14 protein-coding genes and 2 pseudogenes are annotated in these 19,524 nt (G+C 37.2%); 13 read left to right on the top strand and 3 right to left on the bottom strand.

Features of this window, described 5'->3' with window-relative positions; genetic code table 11:
• The first annotated feature begins 3 nt into the window (after positions 1 to 3).
• A complete protein-coding gene (locus R2782_RS07905; protein WP_371267702.1) occupies positions 4 to 1,041 on the top strand; it encodes a hemin-degrading factor in 1,038 nt (345 codons plus the stop codon).
• Between the two features lie 62 nt (positions 1,042 to 1,103).
• On the opposite strand, the gene R2782_RS07900 is transcribed toward R2782_RS07905, so the two are convergent.
• Genes R2782_RS07900 through R2782_RS07890 form a run of 3 tightly spaced genes read right to left on the bottom strand, consistent with a single transcriptional unit; the run spans position 1,104 to position 6,181 of the window.
• Positions 1,104 to 2,111, bottom strand: coding sequence for a hypothetical protein (locus R2782_RS07900; protein WP_371267701.1), 1,008 nt, complete (start codon positions 2,109 to 2,111; stop codon positions 1,104 to 1,106).
• A gap of 3 nt (positions 2,112 to 2,114) precedes the next feature.
• The gene (locus R2782_RS07895; protein ID WP_371267700.1) at positions 2,115 to 4,382 is read right to left on the bottom strand and encodes a fibronectin type III domain-containing protein; all 2,268 of its coding nucleotides are present in this window, start codon (positions 4,380 to 4,382) and stop codon (positions 2,115 to 2,117) included.
• A 2-nt stretch (positions 4,383 to 4,384) separates the two neighbouring features.
• On the bottom strand, positions 4,385 to 6,181 hold the full coding sequence (locus R2782_RS07890) for a T9SS type A sorting domain-containing protein (RefSeq protein WP_371267699.1): 1,797 nt from the start codon (positions 6,179 to 6,181) through the stop codon (positions 4,385 to 4,387).
• A gap of 292 nt (positions 6,182 to 6,473) precedes the next feature.
• Here R2782_RS07890 and R2782_RS07885 point away from each other — a divergent pair, with 292 nt between their 5' ends.
• From R2782_RS07885 to arsB, 12 genes and pseudogenes are all read left to right on the top strand, one after another.
• Entirely contained in the window at positions 6,474 to 10,358 is a 3,885-nt protein-coding gene (locus tag R2782_RS07885) for a S8 family serine peptidase (RefSeq protein WP_371267698.1), read from the top strand.
• 67 nt (positions 10,359 to 10,425) lie between these two features.
• Complete coding sequence (locus R2782_RS07880; RefSeq protein WP_371267697.1) at positions 10,426 to 12,429, top strand: tetratricopeptide repeat protein; 2,004 nt, start codon at positions 10,426 to 10,428, stop codon at positions 12,427 to 12,429.
• Between the two features lie 2 nt (positions 12,430 to 12,431).
• The gene (locus tag R2782_RS07875; RefSeq protein WP_371267696.1) at positions 12,432 to 13,172 is read left to right on the top strand and encodes a LytR/AlgR family response regulator transcription factor; all 741 of its coding nucleotides are present in this window, start codon (positions 12,432 to 12,434) and stop codon (positions 13,170 to 13,172) included.
• Between the two features lie 135 nt (positions 13,173 to 13,307).
• Entirely contained in the window at positions 13,308 to 14,132 is an 825-nt protein-coding gene (locus tag R2782_RS07870; RefSeq protein ID WP_371267695.1) for a hypothetical protein, read from the top strand.
• 586 nt (positions 14,133 to 14,718) lie between these two features.
• A complete protein-coding gene (locus R2782_RS07865; protein ID WP_371267694.1) occupies positions 14,719 to 16,275 on the top strand; it encodes a T9SS type A sorting domain-containing protein in 1,557 nt (518 codons plus the stop codon).
• 34 nt (positions 16,276 to 16,309) lie between these two features.
• A complete protein-coding gene (locus R2782_RS07860) occupies positions 16,310 to 16,462 on the top strand; it encodes a hypothetical protein (RefSeq protein WP_371267693.1) in 153 nt (50 codons plus the stop codon).
• Between the two features lie 6 nt (positions 16,463 to 16,468).
• Positions 16,469 to 16,531 (top strand): annotated as a pseudogene (locus tag R2782_RS07855) (thioredoxin domain-containing protein); the annotation flags it as partial.
• Positions 16,528 to 16,746: pseudogene (locus R2782_RS07850) on the top strand (thioredoxin); the annotation flags it as partial. The pseudogenes R2782_RS07855 and R2782_RS07850, both read left to right, overlap by 4 nt.
• A 171-nt stretch (positions 16,747 to 16,917) precedes the next feature.
• A complete protein-coding gene (locus R2782_RS07845) occupies positions 16,918 to 17,241 on the top strand; it encodes an ArsR/SmtB family transcription factor (RefSeq protein WP_371267692.1) in 324 nt (107 codons plus the stop codon).
• Between the two features lie 44 nt (positions 17,242 to 17,285).
• Positions 17,286 to 17,762 carry a DUF6428 family protein gene (locus tag R2782_RS07840; protein ID WP_371267691.1) on the top strand — a complete coding sequence of 159 codons (477 nt, stop codon included), beginning with the start codon at positions 17,286 to 17,288 and terminating at the stop codon, positions 17,760 to 17,762.
• 66 nt (positions 17,763 to 17,828) lie between these two features.
• Positions 17,829 to 18,440, top strand: coding sequence for a low molecular weight phosphatase family protein (locus tag R2782_RS07835; RefSeq protein ID WP_371267690.1), 612 nt, complete (start codon positions 17,829 to 17,831; stop codon positions 18,438 to 18,440).
• Position 18,441: 1 nt separating this feature from the next.
• Entirely contained in the window at positions 18,442 to 19,509 is a 1,068-nt protein-coding gene (gene arsB / locus R2782_RS07830; RefSeq protein WP_371267689.1) for an ACR3 family arsenite efflux transporter, read from the top strand.
• Positions 19,510 to 19,524 lie beyond the last annotated feature (15 nt).

Below are 19,524 nucleotides of genomic sequence, written 5' to 3'. Positions count from 1 at the left end.
AACATGAATACAACAGAAACAACATTAAAAGACCAATGGGAAGCGTTGAAAAATACAACCCCACACCTTAGAATCAGAAATGCAGCCGAGCAATTAGGCGTGAGCGAAGCCGAATTGTTGGCTACACAAATTGGTGAAACCGTAACTCGTTTGAAACCTGAATTTGCCCCAATTTTATCAGCAATTGAAACATTGGGCAAGGTAATGGCTTTAACCCGCAACGATGAATGTGTTCACGAACGCAAAGGAGTTTACTTAAATCCGGATTTCAGTAGTCCGTTTGCCGGACTTTTTGTAGGCGAAGATATCGACTTGCGAATTTTTCTTTCCGCTTGGGATAAAGCCTATGCGGTAAGTGAAACTTCGGAACATGGAACACGCAAAAGTTTACAGTTTTTTGGAAAAGACGGTTTGGCCATTCACAAAATCTATTTAACGCCCGATAGTAATGAAGTTGCTTTTGATGCTTTAGTTGAAAAATACAAATCAGAAAATCAAGAAGTAACAGAAACTACAGCCGAGTTGGCTGCTTTACCATCCGAAAAACCGGATGCAGAAATTGATGTAGAAGGCTTTCAAAAAGCGTGGGTTGATTTGAAAGACACACATGAATTTTTTGGAATGTTAAAAAGATTCGGTGTAACCCGTACTCAAGCATTACGTTTGGCTCCTAACGATTATTTTGCCAAAAAAGAAGAAAAAGAAGTCATTGTTACTTTATTGGAAGAAGCAGCGAAACAAAAATTACCTATCATGGTGTTTGTCGGTAATCGTGGAAATATTCAAATTCACACCGGAACCGTTCGCAAAACGATGTGGCACGGCAACTGGTATAATGTGATGGATCCGGATTTTAATTTGCATTTGGATATGTCGAAAGTAGCTCAAACATGGGTGGTAAGAAAGCCAACGGAAGATGGAGTGGTAACGGCTGTTGAGGTTTTCAATGACAAAGGCGAAATAATCGTTCAATTCTTTGGTAAACGTAAACCTGGTATTCCGGAGTTGGAAGAGTGGAGAGGAATTGTGGATAGGTTGTAAATACTTAAATTCAGGGTGATTTTTAGTTTAGATTTCTAAATGAATGTTGAACGTATCTTTAGTTATTTTTGTTTAGCTTTTGAAACTACGAGACTGATAATGGTTCTAAAATTCAGAGGAAATTCCAAGATAACATGTAACATGCTCATAAAAAATAACAAGTGAATACCGGTTTTAAAATCAAGAGCATAAATAATTATACTGATTAACCAAAGCAAAATAATCACAATCCATTTTTTTGTGTTTATTATTCTGGACCAACCAATTACGGCTGTTTTAGCAAACCAATTTAGGTAATGGTAAGTATAGGCAAAAGCAACAAAAATTTGAATCTTGATTGCTAAAGGTGCTAAAGGCGTAAATGCTGTACTGTCCATTTTTAATAAATCAAAAAGTTTGGCATTCAGATGAAGCATTTTTGATGCTTGCATAGACTGTTGGGTGTACAGAGAGGGGATATATTCTTGTGAAATAACACTTGAAAACAAAATAAGCAACGGTACTGTACTTATCAAGATCAAGTTGATTAATCCAAGTTTAGATTTGTTTTTAAAGTATCCGGCCAGCATAAACAGAGCAGTGAACACATACACATGAATTAACGTAGGTAAAAAGTAAATAACTGCGGTGGAGATAAAATCAAATTCAGGGAGCAACCCAACCAAAGGAAGAACGAGTACCAAATTGAATACAATTATTTTCTTAACGGAACGAAATAGGGTAAGCGAAAAGGCAAAAAGAAGAATAAAAAGTAAACCGTACAAGCCACTGTTTTTACCGAATTGATGCATCCAATTTTGCTGAGCATCTGTTAATTCAAAATAGGGTTGAATGACATAAAAAAAAGCCGGAACGGATAACAAAAAGGCAAGGGCATAAAAGCCATAGATTGTTTTTTTATACGGGATAAAGTAATCATTTTTTTCCAACCAATTAATCTCCGTTAAATAATGTAGCGGACCCAAAAAGGCATACGAAAAAAGAAACAGTTCAAACGGAATTGAAAACGCTAAAGTTAACGAAATAACAATTGCGAGTGTATTATATAAATCCGATTGAACTGTTTTCATCACCTAATTTTTAACCCATTTTATTGTTTTTTGACTCGTTTCAGTGGTTACTTTTATCAAGTAAGTACCCAATTGAAGGGTTGCGGTATTTATATTGATATTCAATTCATTTACATTTTTATATTCTTTGACTCGTTGACCCAAAAGATTAAAGAATTCAACCGTTTGGATTACGTCATTAGATTCAATAGATACTGTAGATTCGCCCGGATTGGGATAAATAATAGTTTCTAAGGGAACGGAATTTTCCGGTAAACTTAAGAACAAGTCGTCATCACATTTTACCGTTTTTGTTCGATTAAAATTATTGGCATTACTACAAGCACTGTTAGTGTGATTATAAAAGCGAATGGTTTCTACCACGTTAGAAGAATTCCAATGCAAAGGGGTAAGACCCGATTTGTAGATGATAGTGCCATTCTCGTTAGTAATCGTAATAAAATCTGAATTGACTGTACTTCTGAATGTATAATGTTTGTTTGGTATTACTCTTACTTTTCCGTAACTGGCTGAATTAGCCGTGGTTGTCATTACATATTCATTACCGTCACAATTGGTTGGAAAGTAAAGGTTTTGCGGGGTAATGTTTAGGTGAGTGGTACAGCCAAATGGTGAAGAATTGGTTACGAAAGGAAATGCCATCCAACTGCTTTTACCGGTAGAACTACAAGCAGAACGTATCCAAACATAATAGTTAGTACTTGGTGTTAGGTTATTTAAATATAACACGGCTTCATTTAAAGAACCGGTTGGCGGAGTAGAACCACTGGGTGCATTGTTTGTCATACTGAAATAGTATTCAAATCCTTGATGAGGTTGAATTCCATTCGTATTCCAGCTGAGTTTGGCATGATAACTACTGATGATATCGGCTTGAATAGCAGTTGGAGAAGGACAACTGTAATTGGAGAGTGTTGTAAAAGTCTGACCTTGCGTCCACGCACCTTTGTTACCATTATCACATACCGCTCTAACCCAAGTGTAATAAGTAGCATTTGGATTTAAACCTGTCAATGTAATTATCGATTCTTCTGTGGTAAAAATAGGCTGAGAAAACAAACTGGGTGGTGTACTGTTTGTACTTCTATAAATTTCATACCCATTTCCCGGAATAGGAATCGGAATATTCCAAAACAAAGTGGCTTGTTGATTGGTAATGTCTGTGACTGAAATTGAATTCGGACTTACACAATCTTGACTGGTTGCAGAACATTTGATGAATCGTGTTCGATTAACGGCTTCTGAATCACAATTGTTATTTTTATGCAGGTAATATCGAATCGTTCCCGAATTGGAACCGGATAACCAGTTAAGGGGCGTTTGACCGGTTTTATAAATCAATGTCCCGCTACTGTTGGTTATAGTTATTTGGTCGTTGGTGTTTGAACTTCGGAAGGTGTAAAGTCTGTTCGATGAGATACTCACATTACTGTATTGCCCCGCTCGGGCGGAATTGGTAATTACTTGATCATTTCCACTGCAAGTTGGCGTAAAAGTCGCCGTTGGGAATAAAGTATTTCCGGATGGATTACACCCTGCTGAGGTGGTAAAATTAATTCCCACCCAATCGGTTTGTAAATCATAAAAGCAACTCGAACGTACCCAACAATAATAGGTGGTGTTTGGATTTAAATCCTCAAACAAAACAGAAGTTCCGGCTATTACTCCGGTTGGAATGGTCGTGGCAACAGGTGGAGTATCCTCTTCCGAAAAATAATAATGGTAACCTTGACCCGGAAGCGGGTTTACATCATTCCAATAAAATAAAGCACTATTAGTATCAATATTGCCAACTTGTAGGTTTTGAGGTTCATAACATAAAATTTCAGGAAATGAATTACAATTAATGTATTTTGTTCGAGCAGTAGCATCTATTTGGCAAGCGGAATTGTTATGTAAATAATAACGAATTATCCCGGAAAAATTATTGGTATTCCATGAAATAGGGGTAGTGCCATGAGCTAAGACCGTAGTTCCATTTTCTGATGTAATGGTGATGTAGTCAAAAACTCTTGAACTAGAAAAGGTATATTCAATGTCCGGAAAAACAACAACATTACTGTATTCTCCCGCTTTGGCTTGGGTTGTGATGGTTTGTAAAGAGCCTGAACAATTAGGCGTTACATTCAGTGAGGGTGCCATTCCATAAGGAGCATTCGTGCATTGTGCAGATGTAAAATGCGGTTGTAGCACAAAAAATATCAAAATCCCTTTTCCAAGGAAAAGAGATTTTGAAGAAAATTGAAAAAAATTACGATTAAATAGTTTCATATTTATTGTTTAATTATTTTCCGAACAGTTTGATAACCATCCGATTCAAAATGAATAAAATACAATCCGGAAGGAAGCGTTGAAACATCAATAGAACTCCTAGTCGCATCAATAGTTCCTTGTTTCACAACTTTTCCATCAGCGGTGTACATTTTATAATCAAAATCATTCAAGGTGGATTGAATAGCTAATGCAGTGGTCACCGGATTTGGATAGATTACAAAATCGTTCTTTTCAAAAGACGCTGTGTTTAATGAAGTTTCGGTTAATGATAATAAAAATACATCAAAATCCCCTTGGGAAGTAACGGTTTGTGCCGAGATATTATTCGGGTCAAAACTACCCGTGCCACCAAATCGACCGGATAAAAGTAACTTGTTTTCAAAAATATGTAAATCATTAACATAACAGGCGTCATCCGTTGAGGTGATTCTTCTTCCCCAAACATAGGCGTTGTTTGAACTATTATTTTTGAAAATAAACGAATCATAGTCAACATTATTAGTAACAGAATTATTTCCGCTACCTGTATTTAAATCTATTATGCCTTTGAAAAAACCTGTTACATAAAAATCATTTAATTCGTCTACCGCAACGGAAAGTGGTGATACGTCTACAAAGGGTAAAAATGTATTGGTGCCACCATTTTTGATCAACCCTGCCCATTCATAATCTCCGGTTGAATTGAGTTTCCATATATACCCTGTATTTTTATAAGTAGAAATATCCGGGTTTGTTTGTACATAAATATCACTGTTAAAGGTGACAGTGCCTGAGGTAGGGTTAAAATCAACATTTCTTCCTCTGAATGTACCCACTGCAATAATGTTGTCGTTAGTGTCTATAGTAAGGTCTCTTAACCATGTTTCAGGTGATCCGTTGTATATAACACCAGCTGCATTATTATTCGTTGTATTTAAAGTAGCTTTCCAAGAATAATCTCCAGATGAGTTTAGTTTTACAATAAAACCGGCCGAAAAGTTGGTTTGGGCAGTTTCATTTTGTACCCCTGCATTAGGGTCAAAATCAGTTGTTCCTCTAAATGTTCCACCCACCAGAATATTATCAGTACTGTCGCATCGAATGGTTGTTCCAACACCCCCATTACTGTTTGTTGTTGCAAAAGATTTTACCCAAACATAATCTAAATGCTCATCTAATTTAAGAACATAAGCTTCACCACCGGATGTAGTCGTTAAAGAGTTTGTAATATTAATATTTGGATTAAAATCAACCGTTTGTCTGTAAATACCTGTCAGCACCAAATTATTATTACTATCCACATCCATCGCGTTCACCACATCATCTCCTGCACCTCCAATTGATCTTGAAAAGGCATAGGCTAAATCGTCATACTTGGCTATAAAAAAATCTTTGCTCGTTCCAAAGTTATAAACAGCATGACCATTTTGTGCCGGACTGGGGTCTAAGTCAATTACTTGTTCAAAAGTTCCGGCCACAGTAACGTAACCATTGTTGTCAATCAAGATATCACCCGGAGTATCATTTCCCGGGCCTCCAATAGAAATTCCATTGATGAAAGTACCGGAAGCATCAAACTTTTGAATATAGATATCCGTTCCGCCAACAGCGGTTACATTTAACGTTCCGCTCGATGGATTGATATCCAATGTACCGGTATAACTGCCCATCGCATAAACATTTCCTAAGGCATCGGTTGCAATTTTTGATGCACTTTCACCGGCTGGTCCACCGGTAGTTCTCACCCAATCAAATACTTGAGCAGAAGAGTTATAGTTAAAGGCTAACCATAACGCAAGAAGTAAAATTTTTTTCATAAGTAGATTTGTTTAACGTTGAAACGAATGTACTGCCCATTAACCAAACAATTCTATTAAGATTAGGCGTTGTGAATATTCTTTTAATAAATGCAACCTTTTGTTTAATAGTTGAATAAATCATTAAAATTCACTCGAGTAATCCAAAAAAGAGGGTCTAACAAAAAACGGTTGTAGTGGAATATACAGCGTTGGTTAAATGATTGGCTTAGGCTATTAAATCGGATAGAAGGATAACTTTTTTCTCAGTTACCTTTCAAGTTCATTTTTAATAACCCAAATTCAATAAATAATGAAAAATAGTGTACTGTGTATTTTATTGATGTTAACTTTTTCTCAATTGTATTCGCAATCAACGGAAGATAAAAGAAAAACTATATTGAGTAAAAGTGATGCAAAGGCATTAAAGAATGTAGTGACTCAATTTTCAAATGCATTTGAACAAGAGCAACAAAAGATAAGAGCAAGTCGATTTCCTAAGCTAAAATCGAATGATTCTGTACAGATTGAGTTAGAAAAAATTAATGAACAGGGAGTTCCTATTTATCTTCAATCGCATAATACGTTGGCTGCCCAGGCAACCCGTACCAATTATTTACAAGACTTTGGCGGATTGGATTTGAATTTACAAGGACAAGATATGGTTTTTTATGTTTGGGATTCCGGTCATCCGAGGGTTACACATGAAGAATTTAAAGGAAACGGAAATACCGTTAGGGTAACGTTAGAAGATGTAATGGCTGAAGGCGGTGGCGATTATACCCATTATCATGCCACGCATGTAACGGGGACATTATTGGGCAATGGAAGAGCTTTGCGAGAGGCAAAAGGAATGGCACCACGAGCCACAGCCAAAAATTATCGTTGGACCAATCATTTTACTGAAGTTACTCAAGCCGCCTTGGAAGGAGCTCTGTTAACCAATCATTCGTATGGTTGGTATAATAACGGTTTGCCTACCTATGAGTTTGGAAATTATAGTTCCACAGCGGCAGATTGGGATTTGATTATGCACAATGCTCCTCATTTGTTATTGGTGTTTTCGGCCGGAAATGATGGACAAGCCAATTATAATTCGCAACCTATTTATACGGGCTTTGATAAAATTTCAGGACATCAATGTGCTAAAAACAATTTAGTTGTTGCCAACGCTACCTCAATCGTATTGAATGAATTAGGGGAATTAGTGTCCGCCTCAATCAACGCTAGTAGTAGTCAAGGACCAATGGATGAATTACGTATCAAACCTGATGTAGCAGGTAAAGGAACACAGGTGACCTCGGCATACAGTACTTCTAACTTCAGTTGCTCCTCTTTAACAGGAACGTCAATGGCTACACCTAATGTGACCGGCTCTTTGATGCTTTGGCAGGAATTTTATCATCAACAGGAAAATGGTTTTATGAAAGCGGCAACCCTCAAAGCATTAGCTCTTCATACTGCAGATGACATTCTACCGCAAGGGCCGGATGCTTATTCGGGGTGGGGACTGTTAAACAGTAAAAAAGCAATACAAACCATTCAGCGGAAAGGGAAAACGACAGAAATCATAGAGTCAACTTTAGTCAACGGACAGACCTATACTCTTCCCATCGTATCAGACGGGATTCATCCTTTGCAACTCTCCTTGTGTTGGACTGACTTACCCGGAGTTCCTTCCACAGCACTAAATTCTTCTCATTCCCGATTGATAAACGATTTAGATGTTCGCATCACCCAAAACGGCACAACCTATTATCCGATTAGGTTATTATCACCAACCACTTCCGGTACAGGCGACAATGCCGTTGACCCCTATGAGCGAATTACAATTGCTGTTGCCTCCGGAAATTATACAGTAGAAGTAACCCACAAAGGAACTTTAACCGGTGGTGTTCAACCTTTTAGTTTGGTTATTACCGGAGTTAACCACAATTGTACCACCGCTGTACCTACTGATTTGAAGTATTCTTCTATCACTTCTTCTTCGGTAGTTATTAAATGGCGTGATACGGATGCTCGACCTTATTGGGTGAGGTATAAAAAAACTACTGATTCCCTTTGGCAATCCATTGAAACAACGCAACAGGAAATCCTAATAACCGGTCTACAAGCTTTAACCGATTATGAAGTGCAAATTCAATCGTTTTGTGGTGCTCAAAGTTCAGATTTTAGTACGTTATTGACTTTTACTACTTTAGGTAATTATTGCACTTCTTCCGGAAGTTTGTATCGAAATATACGCATGGTTCAACTGAACGACTATACCAACAATACATTGATTTATAACCAAGGTTACCATAGTTTTCATGAACAACCTATTCGATTGGTCAAAGGAGAAAACAATACGCTTCAACTCACCACCACGCCGTATAGTTTCGGTGCTGCTGTTTGGATAGATTATAATCGGAACGGATTGTTTAACGACCCCGGTGAACTGGTTTATAGCAGAGCCAGTTCCACCGTAAATCCGATTACAGGTTCTTTTACTATTCCACTCACAGTAAATGAGGGTACCACGGCAATGCGGATTGCTATAAAACAAAATGCTCTACCAACATTATGTGAAACTGCTTTTAGCGGTCAGGTACAAGATTACACCGTTCAAATTGTAACCACTTTGTGTAACGGTCAAACAATATGGAATGGAACCTCTTGGAGTAATGGAACACCAACCCTTGAAAAAGAGGTCATAGTAACCGGAAATTACCAGGGACCCGGATTCAGTTGTTGTAGTATTACAGTACAAGGAAATGCTTTATTTAGCTTGAATGAAGGGCAAAATTTGATTGTGGTTGATTCCGTTACAGTGGCTCCCTTGGCTACGTTACACATTCCATCCTCGTCTAATTTGCTCCAACAAAAAAGTACTGCCAATTCAACCCCTATCCACATTCAAACGGAAACCACTCCTTTAAAACGATTGGATTATGTGTTGTGGTCTTCTCCCGTTGTGGGACAAAATCTGTTAGACTTTTCACCGCAAACAGTCACCAACCGATTCTATCGCTACCAATCGGCTACCAATAACTATCAATCCGTTGACCCATCGGTGACCGATTTTAATGTCGGGGAAAGTTACTTAATTAGAATGCCAAATAATCATCCTACTTTTCCAACACCTTGGGTAGGAACATTTGACGGAATTCCACACAATGGTGACTATACCTTGACGGTTCCTGTTTTTCAGTATGTGGCAACCGGAAATCCTTATCCGTCGGCTTTCGATTTATTTCAATTTGCTGCCGAAAATGGCATTCAAGACCCAATCTATTTTTGGAGAAAAGAAAACAATACGGCTACAAGCTCCTATGCTACCTATACCTTGTTTTTAGGTGGACTATCGAACAGTGGTGATCCTTTTGATTGGAGTCCGAGACGTGAGGTACGCCCCGGTCAAGGTTTTATAGTATTTACCCGCAATAATCAATTAAAATTCAAAAATTATATGCGAACGGGAAATACTGCTTCACCAATGTTACGCATGAATACCCCCAAAAATCAATCCCATTTTGACGATGAGGTAACAGACTTGCATCGCATCATTCTTCAATTGAGCGGACCTGGAACCCTTTCTTCGAATATGATGGTTGCCTATTTGCCCGAAGCTACTTCCGGAGAAGATGCTTTTATTGATGGACGCTATATCAATGATAACCCGAATGCCTTAACTTCTTTGATTAATGGAGAAGAATTTACTATTCAAGGTCGCGGTTTACCATTGGATATAAACGATATTGTTCCCTTGTCTTTTAAAACGGATCAATCGGGTACCTTTCAAATTGATATGCTTCACGGAAGTGGACTATTCAATGCGGAACAAGCTGTCTATTTAGTTGACCATGTGTTGGGTATTATTCATCCTATATCCACAATGCCGTATGTTTTTGATTCAACTTCCGGGGTGTATTCCTCACGGTTTACCCTGCAGTTTACAGATGAATCACTTTCATTACCGGAGAATAACATTCAGCTAATTCAAGTTTCAACCCGTGAAAATAGCGTTTTTATTAGCAGTTTCACGCAACTAATTTCTCAAGCACGGATGTATGATATAACAGGTAAAGTGGTGATAAATAAACAGACGGTAAACAATAAAAGCCTTGTTATTCCGACTGAAACAGTGACGAAAGGGGTTTATATGTTATCGCTTACAATGGAAAGTGGTGAAGTAGTTGTCAAAAAACTTATCCTATAAAAAGTTTGTACATCTTTTATTGCATATGGTTTATTTCTTTTACTTTTAATCTTCTAAATATTTCGTCATGAAAAATTCATTTTTTTTCATTTTTTTTCTCACTCAACTCCTTGCTGCTCAAACGGAGGAAGAATGGATTCAACAAAACAATACGGTATTAAAAAAGGCGGAGGCTCTCTTGCTTCAGGATAATATTACGGTTGAAAAAAGTATAGTGGAAATTAACCAACTTATTCAAAATCAATCCTCGGTTTATGTGCAACACGCCTTAATGATTTACAGGGCGAATCAGGAAAAACGGCTCAATGTAAAAACGGCTACGGCTACAATGCAAAAAGTAGTGGCTTACTTAAACAAACATACCAATTATGTGCAATTACGCACTTTTTATAATAGAACTTACGGAAGAATCCTTTTTGAAATGCAAAAAGATTGTAAAGGAGCTTTAACGTTGTATGAAGAAAATTTAGCTTTATTCAAAACCATCAAGCAACCTTATGCCGGTTGGAATGTTGTAATGGAAACCCAAACCGGTGTCATCAATTCCCTCTTGTGTTTAGAACGCGACCAAGAGGCGTTGGAATACCTCAAACAATTTGAATCTGAGATTAATCCGGAAACCCAATTAAAAGAGTACGTTTATGTTTTAGGCGTTTCCGGTTACATTCACACCAAATTTGCAAATTATAATGAAGGTGAAAAGTATTTTTTAAAAGTGATTGCTCTCTTGGAAAACAGAACGGAACATCAGGACAATTATTTAGCTTCATGCAACAATTTGGCACATATTTACAAAGTAACTGAACAAACAGACAAAGGCATTGCCCTATTGGAAAAAGCGTTGAAAAGAGCCAAGAAAATCAAGGAGTTGAATAACGAAATGCTCATTGCCAATAATTTAGGTTTTTTGTATGTGAAAAAAGAAATGTATCAAAAAGCCCAACAATTGGGGTTAGCGGTACTTCAAACCGCCGATGAAAAGCAATTTGGGTTTCATACCGCCAATGCGAACCGTTTGTTGGCAACGGTACATTATCATTTGGGAAATTACCAAACTGCAGAACAATACATTGAGAAAGCCATTGCCTATTATCGCAATTTTCAAAATCAAGATTTATTGCGACAAGCGTTGGATGTAAAAAACAAAGTATTAATTCAAACCCAACATTTTGAGGAAGCTGCTAAAGTTAATGCAGAAATCATCAGTATGTTAGACAGCATTAGCTTGCGTTCGAATGTTCAAAATTTACAACGCAGTTTGGTTGCCTATGAAACAGAAAAAAAAGACCAGGAGATTACCATTTTAAAGCAAAAAGACAAAATCCAAGCGTTTGAAATTGAAAAACAAAAGCAGTTTTTACGCTATAGTTTAATTGGATTAGCGGTGTTGTTTACGGTGGCTTTTTTAATCGTATATTATCAACGCAAAATCAATGCCATACAAAGTTTGGCTTTGCGTTCTAAACTGACGCGTTCGCAGTTTAATCCGCATTACATTAACAATGCCTTTACGGCTTTACAAGCTACTTTGATAGAGCAGGGAATGGATGAAAATTTAATCAATTATACTGCCGATATTTCAAGGTTTTCCCGTTTGTTGTTAGAAAGTACTTTTAAAGATGAATGGACACTTTTTGAAGAAAAACAAATGATTATCAATTATTTAAAAACACAGGCACATCGGTTCAATGATGCTTTTGCATTTCATCTGGAAGACCAATTTACCGAGCATGAACTAAACCGATACCAACTTCCGAGTGCTTTGACACAAACCGTGTTGGAAAATGCGATTGAACACAGTGGTTTTCAGCAGGATAAACCCGGAACAATTGAGGTGTTTTTTGAAAAGAATCAACAGAAAGAATTGGTTATTAAAGTAATCAATACGATAGTAGGGGAAGACCATAATGGTTTTAAAAAGCACGATAATGCCCCTTCCAGAGGATTAGAAATCACCAAACAACGCTTAGAACTGCATCGGAAGATTCATCGGCAACCGACTTCTTTTTCGTTTGATAAAAAGGATGCAAAAGTTTGTGTTACCTTTACCTTACCTCTTTTAGCTGCCTAATTATGAAAGCATTAATTTTAGATGATAACCCCAAAATCAGCTCCATGATACAATCGCTTTTGGAAAAATATTTTTCTAAAAGCATTCCTCAAATTGATACGGTGGCCACAGTAAAGCAAGCAGTAGAGGCAATTCAACACAATGTATATCAGTTGTTTTTATTTGATATTCATTTAGGGAAAGAGACCAGTTTTGAAATCTTTTCGCAGATTGAAAAAACCAATGCCAAAGTAATTTTTATTACGGGTCATGAAAAATATGCTATCGAAGCCATTAAACACAAAGCCTTTGATTATATTTTAAAACCCATTAACATCACCGAATTTAAAACCGCTATTGAAAAGGCGTTGGAAGTCATTCAAAAAGAACAAAAAGCAGGAAGTGCCAATGACTTTCGGATTAAGCAAGAAAACTCGTTGATGCTGAGGGCTTTGGATAGCATCAAATTGGTTCGATTGAACGAAGTGGTTTATTTGGAAGCCAGTGGTCCGTATACCGATGTGTATTTGGATAATGGGGAAAAAATTACTGTGACCAAGCATTTGAAAGATTTTGAAAACAAACTGGAAGAAACCGGTTTTTTTAGGGTGCATAATTCTTTTATCATCAATACCTTAAAGATTAATAAAATTGTGAAGAAAGACGGTTTAACGGTAGAGATGAATTCCAAAAAGTCCATCGTATTGTCCACCCGCAGAAAAGAGGAGTTTTTGCGTTTCATTGAGAATTTTTTAGAGATTTAAGGCAATTTTTTAGGCAAAATGGTGTTCTTTTTTATTCGATGGGAATGAATACTCGGGTGAATAAAATAAATAGACTGAACTATTAAACCTTTTCATCGTAAACACGTCTAACCCAAGAACCTAAAAAATAAGATTATGAAAAAATTATCGATGTTCGCTTTTGGCGTATTGTTTTTAGCCGGTGTTTCCTGCTCTCGTGAAGAACGTACCGGTGTTGATCAACAGCTGCTCAGTGCCAGTTCAGAAATTGACCAAACCAATGAAATTGATTTTAAAGAAGGAATTGATTTAACGACCAGTCAGTCCACCTATGAAAGCCGTCCGGCTGAACCCACGCTTACGAATGACTGTTTGACCATTACCGTGGATAATCCCGGGATAGGGGTTTTTCCGAAAACGTATACGTTAAATTATGGTGACGGATGTACCTTTAACGGTATTACCCGTGCGGGAACGTTGACGATTACGTTAACCGATTATTTGATGAACAGCGGTTCGGTGATGACAATTGTTCGCGGCGATGATTATTATATCAACGGACGAAAATTGGAAGGAACGATAACGTATGTGAATACGACGACTAACTCCGAAATCCCTCAATGGAATAGAACGATTGTCGATGGCGGAATAGTGACGCTAAACGGTAATTATTTCACTTTTTCCGGTCAGCGAACGGTTCGGATGACTGCCGGAGTGAATACACTCATCTTAGCTGACAATGTATATGAAATCTCTTCAGGAACGCATAATGTGGTGAATCCGAACAATGGCAACACCTTGAATATGACAGTAGTAGAGCCATTGATTAAAAAATATGCTTGTCCAAACATTTCCCAAGGTAAATTGTCGTTGCAAGGCGTGGTGTTAGATGGGGTACTAGATTACGGTGATAACACGTGTGATAACCAGGCGGTGTATACGCATTCGAATGGAAATACGTATGCGGTTACGTTGTTTTAGGGTTGTCTGTTGTCTGTTGTCGGGTGAAGTGGAGGAGGGAAGATATGGTTTTCAATGGATAACGGGACTTAGATCAGTAGTTACTCTTTTCAGAAGTATAAAAAATGGTCAACAATTGAATATAATTTAGGAGAGTTTACAGCTTTACCTTATATAGCAAAACCAATTTACGATTTTATGGATAAAAATATGGCTTGGTATACTGTTGTAGAATGTATAAGAATTATGATAGAAACAGATGAACAGCCAAAGGGTGACGATTGGTATGACAATAAACCTCTTCCAAAGGATTTAAGAAATATTTATGAGAGGATAGTAAACAAGAGTATTGATAACAATAATAAGAACTGATTTTATTTATTAAATAGTTATTCAACCTCAATCCGGGTTTGGTGGAGAAAATACCGTGGTATTTTACGATGGTGCATTATCTTACTCGTTTGATGGCGGTGATGTGTTTGGTTTATATTTTATTGGTGTGGTTGTCGGTGGTGAAAATGACTTAACCTAACTTTTTTTTCATCAAAAAAGCATTTATACTCCTAAGAAAATCCTATTTTTGGCCTTCAAAATAAAAACAGCAATTATGCAAAGTAAAGCGTTGTGGTTAGGAATCGTTTTCAGTTTTTGTGGTTTACAAGCTCAGGTGTTGGATACCACTTTTGGCACGAATGGGTTAGTTACTACCAATGTGCATCCGACGTTGAACATTGAAACGCTCCAAACGCTGTTGGTGTTGGAAAATGGGCAACTATTGGTAGGCGGAACAGATAACACGAACGGTTATTTACTTCGCTACAACACGGATGGTTCATTGGATACAACTTTTCATAACAATGGGGTTTTGCTTTTACCAGTACGTGCAGTAGTTGATTTAGTAGCTGATTCTAATAATACAATTTATTTATTAGCTCAGAAAAACGATATAAACAGTTACTATGATTTTGTAATCGGGAAAATGGATGGAGAAGGGAACTTCGATAATTCATTTGGCACGAATGGATTACGGGTTTATAATTTAGGTTCGTTAACCGATGATATCGGTTATGGTTTTACGTTACAATCGGATGGCAAGATCGTAGTGGTAGGCAATACCTCCTTAGGGAGTGGTTCCTTGTCACAAATTTTTGTTGCTCGTATTTTACCGAATGGTGATTTTGATACTACGTTCAGTTCAGATGGGAGAGCTTTTGTAGAAATGATTAACCATCGGCAACTATTGAATCATGTGTCGATATTACCGGACGGACGTATTTTAGGTTCGGGTGAAGTAACGCTAACAACAGGTTCCAATCAAACCCGTATATGTGTTGTTCGGTTTCTGCCTAATGGTGATTTAGATACCAGTTTTTCTGACGATGGTTTTACTTACTTTAACATTGGCACCCAAGGTGCTTCCGGTAGTGATTCACATGTGTTGCTGCCGGATAATAGTGTGATTTTGGGAGGTTCAACCTATTCGCCTGATAATCCCGGTGTTATTCGCAATTTTGCCCTGGTTAAGCTGACCGAAAGTGGCGAATTAGATACGAGTTTTGGCACCGATGGAAAAGTTGTGAGTTTGATTCCTTCTTTTTATGCCGAAATACAAAAGTTGGTTCAGTATGGTGAACATTTATTTGGGTTTGGATATTCTTATCAAACCGGTGTTGGGAATGAAAATTTTACATTAGCTAAGTACGATTTGGACGGAACGTTGGTGACTGATTTTGGTGAAAATGGTTTTTTATTTACTGATTTTTTTGGTAGGGCGGATATAGGATATACCATAGCAATTGATGAAACAACTATTCTTTTAGGCGGTTTTGCCACAGTATCAAGTTCACCTACCAACCGACATTTTGCAATGGCTCGCTATGTAGACGATAACGGTTTATCTGTTGCCAACAACACTTTGGTTACTAAAATTCATGTATCGCCTACGCATTTTTCTGAATCTATTCAATTGTATACCAATGAACCACAGCAGGTGGAAGTTTATTTATTTGATTTAAGCGGAAAGCTGTTGCATCAAAAAGCACTTCCATTGACGAATGAGCCCAATACTTTATCTTTAAGTGGTTTAACCAGTGGCATGTATTTGTTGCAGATTAGTTCTCAAAATGGGGAGCGAGTACAAACTGTGAAGGTGGTGAAGTCGTAATCCATTTGATTTCATAACTTTACTCAAAAAAGTGATGAAAAAATGCATGACCCTCTTCTTTGTGTACTGTTTAGGAAGCCTTTACCTTTCCTTTACAGTTCCCGCTGAAGAAGCCATGGTTGCCAAAGGAATTGATTTTTTTAAAGGCACGTTCCAAGAAGCGTTGGATTTGGCTGAGAAAGAGTAAAAGTATGTGTTTGTTGATGTGTATGCCACGTGGTGTGGACCTTGTAAACAGTTAAACGAACTACGTTCAAAGATAAAGAAGTGGGGGCGTATTTCAATAAAAACTTCATTAATATTGCCATTGACGGTGAAACTGAAGAAGGTGATAAAATCCTCAATCGCTATGATATTCGTTCGTATCCAACTCTATTAATTTTAGATACTAAAGGACATGTACTTGCCCGACAAACAGGATTTATGAAACCCTATATTTTAATCAATTTTGGGAGACGGGTTGTTCCATAAACAAGTGATTTTTATTTATTACATTTTCATCCCTATATTTTTACTTTTCATTTTTCATTAACTTTTCAACAATCGTTACTATTCTTTTATATATATAGAAATTATTTTCATTAAAAAACTTGTTTCTTTTATTGTTATATCGTAATATTGCAATATAATAATGAAAATAACATGGGAGCATCAAAATCAGATTCTTTTTCGGTAGAGCAAAATGAAATGGCCAATTTGTTCAAAGCCTTGGCTCATCCTGCACGGATTGCGATTGTAGATTATTTATTAGCGGTAGATACGTGTATTTGTGGCGATATTGTTGAGGTTTTACCTTTAGCACAGCCAACGGTTTCACAACATTTAAAGGAGCTTAAAAACGCCAATATTATTCAAGGAGCGATTGAAGGAACAGCTATTTGTTATTGTCTTAATCCGGATACGATTAAAAAAATAGAAGTTCATTTTGGCATGATTGGTCATAAGTTGAAGAACAAATGTTGTTGATTATTGACTAATTACTATTTACTATTCACTAATTACGTTAAAAGATGAAACTATCAGAAATAAAAAATCAGTTAAAAAATCTTTCACAAATTGCTTTTCAATTGCCAAACGGCGATTTAGTACCCAGTCATTTTCATGTGACGGAAGTGGGAAAAGTGAGCAAACATTTTATTGATTGTGGCGGAACGGTTCGCACAGAGGAAGTTGTTAATTTTCAACTTTGGGAAGCCAATGATTATGACCATCGATTGCATCCCGAGAAACTGTTACATATTATTGAGTTATCTGAAAAAACATTGGGATTGCCAGATGCAGCCATTGAGGTGGAATACCAAATGGTAGCTACCATTGGTAAATTTGATCTGGAATTTGATGGAACCAATTTCTTATTGACTTCTAAGCTTACCGATTGTTTGGCCAAAGATAAATGCGGTATTCCACCCGAAAAATTAAAAGTGAAAATAGGCGAGTGGAAACCGAAGGCAACTTCGTGTTGTACGCCTGATTCAGTGTGTTGTTAGGAAAAATCTAAAGAACAGTGTGCTTAGTGCCTTCCTTGTGCACTTCGAGGGAAAAAAATAAAAAATATGTTTGAAAATTTATCAAAAACAATCGAATCTATTGCTAAAATGGCTGTTCCAAACGAACGAAAAGCAGTTTTGCAACCCTTAGTGGAATATATTCAAAACAAAGTGAATCATAACGAAGAAATCCGATTGAATTTTATTTGTACCCACAATTCCAGAAGAAGTCATTTGTCGCAAATTTGGGCACAAACGATGGCGTTTCATTTTGGGATAAACAATGTTTTTTGCTATTCCGGCGGAACGGAAGCTACGGCTATGTTTCCCAAAGTAGGTGAAACATTGGTGCATCAAGGATTTGAGATTCAAAAATTGTGTGAAACTGAAAATCCGGTTTATGCGGTGAAATTCGATGACAATCAGCATCCGATTATTTGTTTTTCCAAAGCCTATTTTGATGATTTCAATCCGAAAAGTCAGTTTGGAGCCATCATGACTTGCAACAATGCCGATGAAGGTTGCCCGTTGGTTTTGGGAGCAGAAGCTCGATTCCCCATCAAATATGATGACCCAAAAGCTTTCGACGGAACGGATATAATGAATGAAAAATATGCTGAGCGTAGTTTACAAATAGCCAGTGAAATGTATTTTGTTTTTTCTCAAATCAAAAAATAATATGTCAGCTACCGATTGTTTTCCTGTTGCAAACCGAAAAAAGTTAGGTTTTTTAGACCGTTATTTAACGCTTTGGATATTTTTGGCGATGTTAATTGGTGTTGGAATGGGGTATTTTATTCCAAGCTCCTCCGGATTTATCCATTCGTTTTCTTCCGGAACGACTAATATTCCATTGGCAATCGGATTAATTTTGATGATGTATCCGCCATTGGCCAAAGTCAATTACAGTAAAATGGGCGAAGTGTTTCAGAATACAAAAGTTTTGGGAGCTTCTTTACTGTTGAATTGGGTGATTGGTCCTATTTTGATGTTTTTCCTGGCGTTACTTTTTTTGAATGGTTATCCCGAATACATGATAGGTGTTATTTTGATTGGTTTAGCTCGATGCATTGCCATGGTTGTCGTTTGGAATGATTTAGCGGATGGAAACCGAGAATACGCCGCTGGTTTGATTGCCTTGAACAGTATTTTTCAAGTGTTGTTGTACAGCGTTTATGCGTATATTTTTATTACGGTTTTGCCTCCTTATTTTGGGTTTGAAGGATCAATAGTCGACATCAGTATAGGGCAAATTGCAGAAAGTGTTGGAGTTTATTTAGGCATTCCGTTTGCCTTAGGATTTTTAAGTCGTTATTTTTTGATTCAAATGAAAGGTGAAGAATGGTTTCAAACGAAATACGTTCCCTTTATTTCCCCAATTACTCTGATAGCTCTTCTGTTTACCATCGTATTGATGTTTAGTTTGAAAGGTGAATTAATAGTCGAAATACCGCTAGATGTGTTTCGAATTGCTCTTCCGTTAGTGATCTATTTTATCATCATGTTTGTGGTTAGTTTTTTTATCGGCAAGTATTTTGGAGCCGATTATTCCAAAGCTACCTCCATTGCTTTTACCGCCACAGGAAACAATTTTGAATTAGCCATTGCGGTAGCGATTGGTGTTTTTGGTATCAACAGCGGACAAGCTTTTGCGGGAGTAATTGGTCCGTTGGTAGAAGTTCCGGCTTTAATTGCATTGGTGAATTTGGCGTTTTGGTTTAGGAAAAAATATTATTTAAAAAAATAAAATAGTTTGTTACCA

The sequence above is a fragment of the Flavobacterium sp. genome (genome assembly GCF_041392085.1).
Taxonomy (GTDB): domain Bacteria; phylum Bacteroidota; class Bacteroidia; order Flavobacteriales; family Flavobacteriaceae; genus Flavobacterium.
Note: the sequence above shows the minus strand (reverse complement) of the source record. Positions and strands in the feature narration are given on the sequence as shown.

Bases quoted from the DNA above. Each gene is read 5' to 3' on its own strand.
- R2782_RS07895 (WP_371267700.1), bottom strand. From the start codon at position 4,382: ATGAAACTATTTAATCGTAATTTTTTTCAATTTTCTTCAAAATCTCTT.
- R2782_RS07900 (WP_371267701.1), bottom strand. From the start codon at position 2,111: ATGAAAACAGTTCAATCGGATTTATATAATACACTCGCAATTGTTATT.
- R2782_RS07885 (WP_371267698.1), top strand. From the start codon at position 6,474: ATGAAAAATAGTGTACTGTGTATTTTATTGATGTTAACTTTTTCTCAA.
- R2782_RS07870 (WP_371267695.1), top strand. From the start codon at position 13,308: ATGAAAAAATTATCGATGTTCGCTTTTGGCGTATTGTTTTTAGCCGGT.
- R2782_RS07845 (WP_371267692.1), top strand. From the start codon at position 16,918: ATGGGAGCATCAAAATCAGATTCTTTTTCGGTAGAGCAAAATGAAATG.
- R2782_RS07860 (WP_371267693.1), top strand. From the start codon at position 16,310: ATGAAAAAATGCATGACCCTCTTCTTTGTGTACTGTTTAGGAAGCCTT.
- R2782_RS07835 (WP_371267690.1), top strand. From the start codon at position 17,829: ATGTTTGAAAATTTATCAAAAACAATCGAATCTATTGCTAAAATGGCT.
- R2782_RS07905 (WP_371267702.1), top strand. From the start codon at position 4: ATGAATACAACAGAAACAACATTAAAAGACCAATGGGAAGCGTTGAAA.
- R2782_RS07865 (WP_371267694.1), top strand. From the start codon at position 14,719: ATGCAAAGTAAAGCGTTGTGGTTAGGAATCGTTTTCAGTTTTTGTGGT.
- R2782_RS07875 (WP_371267696.1), top strand. From the start codon at position 12,432: ATGAAAGCATTAATTTTAGATGATAACCCCAAAATCAGCTCCATGATA.
- R2782_RS07840 (WP_371267691.1), top strand. From the start codon at position 17,286: ATGAAACTATCAGAAATAAAAAATCAGTTAAAAAATCTTTCACAAATT.
- R2782_RS07890 (WP_371267699.1), bottom strand. From the start codon at position 6,181: ATGAAAAAAATTTTACTTCTTGCGTTATGGTTAGCCTTTAACTATAAC.
- arsB (WP_371267689.1), top strand. From the start codon at position 18,442: ATGTCAGCTACCGATTGTTTTCCTGTTGCAAACCGAAAAAAGTTAGGT.
- R2782_RS07880 (WP_371267697.1), top strand. From the start codon at position 10,426: ATGAAAAATTCATTTTTTTTCATTTTTTTTCTCACTCAACTCCTTGCT.